At 69.0% G+C, this 6,001-nt stretch carries 6 protein-coding genes; 3 read left to right on the top strand and 3 right to left on the bottom strand.

Going from position 1 to position 6,001, the window contains the following annotated elements; genetic code table 11:
* Positions 1-97: 97 nt before the first annotated feature.
* The 3 genes from COGEMETH_RS20790 to COGEMETH_RS20780 form a co-directional block, all read right to left on the bottom strand.
* Positions 98-1,258: an AraC family transcriptional regulator gene (locus COGEMETH_RS20790; protein ID WP_238184506.1), complete on the bottom strand. Its 1,161-nt coding sequence runs from the start codon at positions 1,256-1,258 to the stop codon at positions 98-100.
* 678 nt (positions 1,259-1,936) lie between these two features.
* Complete coding sequence (locus COGEMETH_RS20785; protein WP_238184505.1) at positions 1,937-3,253, bottom strand: TAXI family TRAP transporter solute-binding subunit; 1,317 nt, start codon at positions 3,251-3,253, stop codon at positions 1,937-1,939.
* Positions 3,254-3,374: 121 nt separating this feature from the next.
* Positions 3,375-3,572: a hypothetical protein gene (locus tag COGEMETH_RS20780; protein WP_238184504.1), complete on the bottom strand. Its 198-nt coding sequence runs from the start codon at positions 3,570-3,572 to the stop codon at positions 3,375-3,377.
* 265 nt (positions 3,573-3,837) lie between these two features.
* On the opposite strand from COGEMETH_RS20780, the gene COGEMETH_RS20775 reads away from it, so the two are divergent.
* From COGEMETH_RS20775 to COGEMETH_RS20765, 3 genes are all read left to right on the top strand, one after another.
* On the top strand, positions 3,838-4,179 hold the full coding sequence (locus COGEMETH_RS20775) for a hypothetical protein (protein WP_238184503.1): 342 nt from the start codon (positions 3,838-3,840) through the stop codon (positions 4,177-4,179).
* A gap of 252 nt (positions 4,180-4,431) precedes the next feature.
* Positions 4,432-5,526, top strand: coding sequence for an AraC family transcriptional regulator (locus tag COGEMETH_RS20770; protein WP_283215037.1), 1,095 nt, complete (start codon positions 4,432-4,434; stop codon positions 5,524-5,526).
* 250 nt (positions 5,527-5,776) lie between these two features.
* Positions 5,777-6,001: formylglycine-generating enzyme family protein (locus COGEMETH_RS20765; protein WP_373875407.1), on the top strand; the 225-nt coding region annotated here is incomplete at its 3' end.

The following is a 6,001-nucleotide window of genomic DNA, read 5'->3' as shown; positions in this document are numbered from 1 at the left end:
CATAACACGCTCTAGGCCGATGATGCACCCGCGCTTGTCCGATGACGACAAAGACCTGCGAAAGCCGACACGCACGACAACAAGGTTCGAACCTCCGTCAGGCGACCGGAAGCGCAGCTGCAATAGCCGGTGCGGGTAGGCTATGCCTCATCGACGTGCCGACACGCCACGTCTTAGGGTTGATGCCGGACCAACGCCTGAAAGCCCGTGTGAACGCGCTGGCCTCGGAGTAGCCGAGTGCCACCGAAACCTCGGCCAGGGGCATGCTGGCATTGGTCAGGAGGTGGTGGGCGATATCGTACCGGACCTCGTCGACGAGGTGCTGAAAGCTGTGTCCCTCGGCCTTGAGGCGACGGCTCATGGTCCGCCGATGCATGGCGAAGAGCTGGGCCGTGCGTCCCGCCGAGCATCCCTTCCGCAAGAGGAGGGTGCGCAGGGACCGGCGAAGCTGGCTGCTCAGCGCCTCGTCATGCAGGTGTTCGAGGGCCCGGACCTGGAGTTCCAGGATGTGGCGGAAGCCGGGATCCGCTCCCACGACCGGGTGGGACAGCCATCGCGCCTCGAACACCAGCGCCGTCCCCTCCTGATCGAACCTGACCGGAACGCCGAAGATCCGGCGATAGGCTGCCTCGTCGCCACCGGAGGGATGGGACAGGAGCACCTCGCGCGGTTCCCACTCAGGACCGCATAAGGCCTGCATCAGGCGGAAGCCGGAGGCGAGCGCGCCATCGACGATCTGCCGGCCGCCCTCCGCATCCGCCGGCGAGAAGCCGTAGTGGAGCGTCGCGGTCCCGTTCGTCGCCTCCAGTGTCGAGACCGCACCACGATCGTAGAGATGCCCGTGCTCGATCAGGCACCGGAGGGACTCCGAAACGGTCGCTTGGTGCTGCATCAACAATCCGACGACCCCGAAGCAGGAGGCCTTCGCACGGTCCCCCACCAGGAGGCCGAGATGGCGACAACCGGTCTCTTCCATGCAGGTTTCGAGAAGTCCGCTGACGGACGAGGCGGGAAGCATGTTGTCCCCGTCGTCGAGCAATCGCGGATCCAGCCCATATCGACCGATGATGGGATCGGGCTCGAACCCGAGCGCGCGAAGTACCGAAGGCAGTTCCCTGAGCGTCCCGACCCTGGCGTCGTGACGATCCGAGGGGATACCCTTCGCGCGCCCGGCGATTCCAAGCCCGATGACGGGTACCTCGAAGGGTGTCTCGCCCGGGAGCGGCATGAGGGGGCGGGCCTGAATGTGCGCAACCATAGGGCGGGCCCTCATAGGCGTCGGGCAGGGTGTGCCCGGTCAACGACGACGTCGCGACGGGCCCCTCGGGAAATGCAGCCTTGGTGTGTTCGGATGCTACCAGAGGTACCCAAGATGTCAAATATTCGCAAATAATGTATGGATCGTGGTTTTTTGAAATTCTCGATATGAGTGTCGATACCTATCGGAAGAACATATCATTGCGCGCAACCGTTTCATTTCGATCGTATTGGATCCATCATCGAGCGCATCCGCCGTAGGCATTGGAAGGACCCGAACGCGCAGGGCAGGCTCGATCCGTCACCTTCGTCGTCAAACCCGGCCTTGCAGCCCGCGCTTTCGAGGCTATCGACCGGCGCCTTCCATATTCCGGCATGGCCGACCGTCCGAAGTTCGAGTTTGGCGGCCCCCTTTCCCCACGGCGGCCTGCACCAGGGCAGTACCGCGTGGGAGACGGGCCGATCCGAGCGAGGCGGCATGGTTCGGCGGGCGATCCGAGGGATGGGATCGGCCATTCCGAGGCCTTCGCGGGCACGCATCGACCGGGCGGGATCGCACCCATGCGCGTCAGCCGACCCTTCCATCGTTCGAGGAGGGTGCTGGTCGGCCGCAGGATCAGGAGGTCGGCGACGGGCGCGGCCATCACTGCCAGCGCGCCGACCCAGCCGAAGAGCCGCGTCACTGCGCGACGACAAGGGTCGGGGCCGGCCTCGGCTCGTCGACCGGTCCGGTGCGGTCCCCGAGCGACGCCCTTCGGGCATCGAGGGCATGCCGCGCGTGGGCCACGGCCGTCGAGAACGCCGAGAGGCGCTCGGCGCCCACCGCCCCGGCCTGCCGGCCGAGCACAGCCGAGACGAGCGCCTTGAACTCCCGTTCCAGCGCCTCGAACTCCGAACGCCCGGCGCCGGGTGCCTCGTCCGCGATCTCGACAAGCCGCTTGATCGGACGCCAATCCTCGTCCGACCGGCGTCGGTTCCAGTAGCTCGTGCCGGCGGCGAACAAGGAGCCGGCGAGGCTCACGCCGATGCCGATGACGTAGAAATACTTCTGGACCTGGTCGAGGAAGCTCTGGTCGCCGCCGTTCAGGTAGGCCGCGACGCCGGGATGGACCGGCAGGATCGGGCTGGTGTCGGACGGGTCGGGCGCCTCGATCTGGCTGGCCAGCGGCGTCGCGGCCATGAGCTTGGCCTTCGTCGTCAGGATCGAGCGGGCGATGGCCGCCGCCACGACGTTGCTCATCAGCTCCGACGCGGCGAACCGATAGGTGACCGCCAGCGTCGTGACGGTGTCGTCCGGCGTGTCCGGATGCGCCCTGAAGGCACCGGCTGGCACGTCGATGGACTCGAACCCGGGGAAGCGCTTGCCGATGGTCTCGGCCTCGTCGATGGCGAGCAGCGTCGGGGTGCCCTTGGTCGCCCTGGCGATGGCCGCCACGACGTCGACGACGTCGCCTGGGGCGATGGGCCCGACCGCGAGCACCGCCACGATCCTTTTGTCTTGAACCGCCTTCCCCAGCTCGGCCACCGGAAGGAAGACCCGGGCGACGCGCTCGGCGGGGATGTCGAAGAAGCCCAGGACCGTGTCGAGGACGCGTGCGTCGTCGGCCTGCAGCGGCCCGGCCGGGATGCCGACGGCCTTGCCCGCGAGGCCCGCTATCGACGTGACGTGGGTATGCGGAGGCACGACGAAGGCCACCACGTCCCGGCGCAGGATGACGATGGTCTGCCCGTTGGCTGGGGGCGCCGCGTCGGTGCGCACGATGGCGAGGTCCGTGCGGCCTTGCTCCAGCGCCTTGGCGCTCGCCGATAAGTCCGCCACCGGCACGAGATCGAGACGAACACGCGGGTGCTGGATCGCGGAGACCGAGACGAAGGCCGCCATGAAACGCTGGGCGGGTCCGCCCTGCGGACCCGTTGTGATGCGCAGGTCCGCATGCGGCGACCAGAGGTGGGCGAGCGTGAACCCGCCGGTCGCGAGCGAGAGGACCCCGATCACGGCGAGGGACCAGCCCCACCGCCGCGCGGGTCGAACGACGCGTGCCGGTCTGCCCGGGTCCGCGCCTTCGGAGGCCTGTCCGCTCGGCGTCGGGTCCGATGGCACCGGGACCTCTCCCGGGTCAGCAGCCGTCGCAGACGCCGTCATCCGTGAGGAGTTTCTCGTCGACCCGGTGGGCGCGCTTGTCCATCTCCCGGATCCTGGCGCCCTGGTCGCCGCGCTGGGCTCCCTCGCTCACGTCGAGCGGTGGGGTCGCAATCGAATCCCGCTCCATCCGGTCGATCTGCGCGTCTGTCGGGATGGTGACCATCTGCGCCATGCGGAGCGCGGGGCCCGCCGATGCGGGGGCCCCGAAGGTCCCCAGGGGAAGCATCAGCGCGAGGAGGGCGCCGAGTCGCGGTGAGATTTTCATGGCATCGCCCCGGCTGTCGGTCCTACCCTGCCCCGTCCCCGTCATAGGCGGCCCCGCACGCGCCCGCTTGACCGGAGAGGACAGGCTCCGAACGTTTTCGGGTCGAGGCCACCTCGGGCCGGGAAATCCACGGCTCGACGGGGCGCAGTGCGACGGGAACCGGATGACAGCCATGGTCGCGTTCTTCGACGCCGCATCCGGCTTCGCGCGCTCCACCGCCGGGATGACCTGCGCGTTGGCCGCGTTCACCGCGGGGTCGATCGCCCTGTTCCTCAAGGCTACGCCGTGCGGCAGGACGGCGGCCAACGAGCAGAGGAAGTATCAGGCGACGCTGTTCAACACGCTGTCGGCATCGGTCCTGATCGTGCTCGGGCTGACCGCGGTCATCTCCGGCCGCGTGCGTGAGCTCATTCCCGATCCGCTCGGCCGGACGGTCTTCTTCCTGATGGTCGTTGCGGTCGCCGTCCTCCTTCACTGCATCGCGCTGTTCCTGCTGTCCAGGATCGAAGATTGAGGCCGGGGGGACCGGCGATCCCGACCGACGCTCCACGGTCGGGCAGGTCCGGCCCCGTGTCCACTTCGGTGCCGAAGTTGGAAAATCGGGTCAAGCAGGCGCAGGCCCCGTCGGTACGATGCCTCTCCTGCGATGCGTCCCATGGGCCCCGGGCGGACGCCCTCCGTCGCCGATCCCGCCGCCGCGATCGGGCAGGCACCGTCGGAGGGACCGCAGTCGCGACGCGGGCTCGTGGCGCGCCGGAGACCCTGAATGAGCATCGGCAGACGCCAGCCCCCTCGGGGCGACCGCCCAAGGGCGCCGGCGCAGGATACCGGGCCGGCGGCCGGGGCGTGGCCGAGTCGCGCACCGGACGTCATTCGCCGAGGCGTGACCGAGGAGGTCGCCCTCGTCCTCGCCCGATTGGGGGGCGGGCAGACCGTGACGACGGCGCCGCCGCCTCCCGGGGGGGCAAGGGCCTCCGCTGATGCGGACACAGCCTCCTTCGCGCATATCGCATGGGTGATGGCGGACTGTGCCGTCCGGACGAACTGCCCGCATTTCGGCCTCCTCGTCGGACAAGGCGATTTCGTAGCCTCCCTCGGGCTGGCGGGATTCCTGATTCCCGGCTCGCAGACGGTGGGCGCTGCGCTGGGAAATTTCATCGGGCACCTGCGGTCCCACGCCGGCGAGGCCGCGCCGACCCTCGTCGTGGCCGGCTCCCGGGCTCATCTCGGCTTTCCGGTCTCCGGCCCGTCCGTCGAGGCGCGCGAACAGGTGGCCGACGTGGCGCTGGCGATGGCCTTGAACGTCATGCGGATTCTCTGCGGCGCGGACTGGGACCCCGTGGAGGCGACGCTTCCCAGGCCCCGCCCCGCCGATCAATCGCCGTTCACACGGTTCTACAGGGCTCCCGTCAGCTTCGGCGCCGCGGGCGCGGCCCTGGTCTTCCCCGCCGACGTGCTCGGCCGACCCATCGTCGGCGGGGAGCTGCTGCGCGCCTTGTTCGCGTTCCACCTCGAGCCGCGGACGTCGCCGACTGGGGCCAGCTTCGGCGACGATGTCCGACGGGTCCTGCGAACCCGGTTGCTGGGCCAGGAATGCTCAGCCGAGACCGTGGCCGGGTTGTTCTCCATGCACCGCCGGACCCTGAACCGTCACCTGAACGGGGAAGGGCTCGCCTTCAACGCGATGGTCAACGAGGTCCGCTTCGAGATCGCACGCAGGCTGATGGCCAACGGGGGCATGAACTTCGGTCAGATCGCGGCGGCCCTTTCGTTCTCGGAGACGAGCGCCTTCACTCGGGCCTTCCGCCGGTGGTCGGGCCAGACGCCGACCGCATGGCGCGCCGGTCATCGCAGGACCTGAACCTCGGCGGGTCGCTCGGCTCCGCGGCGCCCGCCCTGCAATGATCGCATCGAGGCGAAGAATGCGTGCAGGGCTGTCACGAACGGTCAAGCCCTTGGCAATCGCGGTCAAGCAGGCCTGTCGGCTTCCTCCAGAGTGATGCCGCCTCCGCCGAGTGGGACGGACTTGGCATCGGACGCGCGGACACGGCGACGCGCGGTTTTCCGCCTCTCTTCCCGGCAGCGGGACCGGCCTCGATCAGGAGCCAGGAATGGCAGGTGCGACGTCGCGGAGTAAGGCCGCCGACCCCGAGCCCTTCAGGGGTCGCGACGGCCACGATGGGATGCGGAGCATCTCCGGCGCGACGTTCCGGATGGGATCGGACCGCCATTACCCGGAGGAGGCTCCGACCCGCCGCGTCGCGCTCGACGATTTCAGGATCGACGCCACGCCGGTGACGAACGCCCAATTCGCGGCGTTCGTGGCGGCCACCGGC

This window comes from Methylobacterium trifolii (assembly GCF_022179685.1).
Taxonomy (GTDB): domain Bacteria; phylum Pseudomonadota; class Alphaproteobacteria; order Rhizobiales; family Beijerinckiaceae; genus Methylobacterium; species Methylobacterium trifolii.
The sequence above is the reverse complement of the archived record's forward strand: the minus strand, read 5'-3'. Positions and strand labels throughout refer to the sequence as shown.